Consider the following 1531-nt stretch of genomic DNA (forward strand, 5'->3'; position numbering starts at 1 on the left):
GCGCAGCACATCGTCATATGGACCGCAGCCTGACAGCCCCTCAGGAGGGGGCCTTCGCCACCTGGCCACACAGACAGGCGATCCAACCTGGCTGAGAGCGGCTGAAAGCCGACCGCTGACAGCATCGGCGGTGGCACGACAGCATGGAGGGCATGTGCGACAAGCCGAGCACCCCGCGGCGGATCGCCGACGACCACGTCGCGCAGGTCGCTGCCCTCGACCCCAGGACCTCGACCCGACTCGGGCTGCACCCCGACGACGGCCGGCAGCCGGACCTGTCACCGGAAGGCTTCGAGGCCCTCGCCGAACTGGCCCGGCGAACACTCTGCGCGCTCGACGCCACCGAGAAGGACGGCGTGGTGTTCGAGAACGCCGAGCGCAACTGTGCCCGGCTGCTGCGGGAGAGACTGACCTCGGAACTCGCCCTGTATGAGGCCGGTGACCATTTCCGCGAGCTGCGCAACGTCAGCTCGCCCCTGCACAAGGTGCGGCGCATGTTCACCCTCATGCCCACCGACACCGAAGAGAACTGGGCCACCGTCGCCGGGCGGCTGCGCAACCTGCCCGGAGCGCTCGACGGCTACCGGGCGACCCTGACCGAGGGCATCGCACGCGAACTGCTGTGCGCGCCCCGCCAGGCCCGGGCCGTCATCGGACAGCTCGCTGCCTGGACCGGCCAGGACGTCGGCGGTGCCGGCTGGTTCGCCGAGTTCGTGGCCGGCGCTCCGGACCGGCTCAGGCCTGAGCTGGACGCCGCCGCCGAACGGGCGACGGCCGCAGTGGCCGGCTTCCGCGACTGGCTGCACGGCACCTATCTGCCCGCCGCGGAAGGCACCCCGGACGCCGTCGGCCGCGAACGCTACCTGCGCTCGGCCCGCTGGGCCAACGGAACCGACCTGGACCCGGCCGAGGCCTACGCCTGGGCCTGGGAAGAGTTCCACCGCACGGCCACCGAGATGCGGGCCGAGTCCGGCCGGATCCTCCCGGGAGTCACCGCCCGGGAGACCATGGACCACCTGAACCGGCACGGCCACGCCATCGCGGGCGAGGAGAACATCCGCGCCTGGCTCCAGAACGTCATGGACGAGGCGATCGACGCCCTGGACGGCACCCACTTCGACATCTCCGGCCCGCTCCGTCAGGTCGAGACGAGAATCGCGCCCCCGGGCAGCTCAGGCGCCCCCTACTACACCGGTCCCAGCCTCGACTTCAGCCGCCCCGGGCGCACCTACCTGCCCACGCTGGGCCGAGAGACCTTCCCCACTTGGCAGATCGTCAGCACCTGGTACCACGAGGGCGTCCCCGGGCACCACCTGCAGACCGCCCGATGGACTGCCGCGGCAGGCGGCCTCAGCCGCTACCAGATCACCCTCGGCGCGGTCACCGCCAACAAGGAGGGATGGGCCCTGTACGCCGAGCGTCTGATGGACGAACTGGGCTTCCTCACCGACCCCGCCCGCCGCCTCGGCTACCTCGACAAGCAGATGCTCAGGATCATCCGCGTGATCGTCGACATCGGCATGCACCTGGA

1 protein-coding gene is annotated in these 1531 nt (G+C 70.9%); it reads left to right on the top strand.

Annotated features, from left to right (window positions below; translation table 11 throughout):
- Positions 1–152 precede the first annotated feature (152 nt).
- Positions 153–1531 (top strand): DUF885 domain-containing protein (locus BEK98_RS47480; protein WP_094222983.1); only part of this gene is annotated, 1379 nt, incomplete at its 3' end.

The organism is Streptomyces diastatochromogenes, from assembly GCF_002242805.1.
Taxonomy (GTDB): domain Bacteria; phylum Actinomycetota; class Actinomycetes; order Streptomycetales; family Streptomycetaceae; genus Streptomyces; species Streptomyces diastatochromogenes.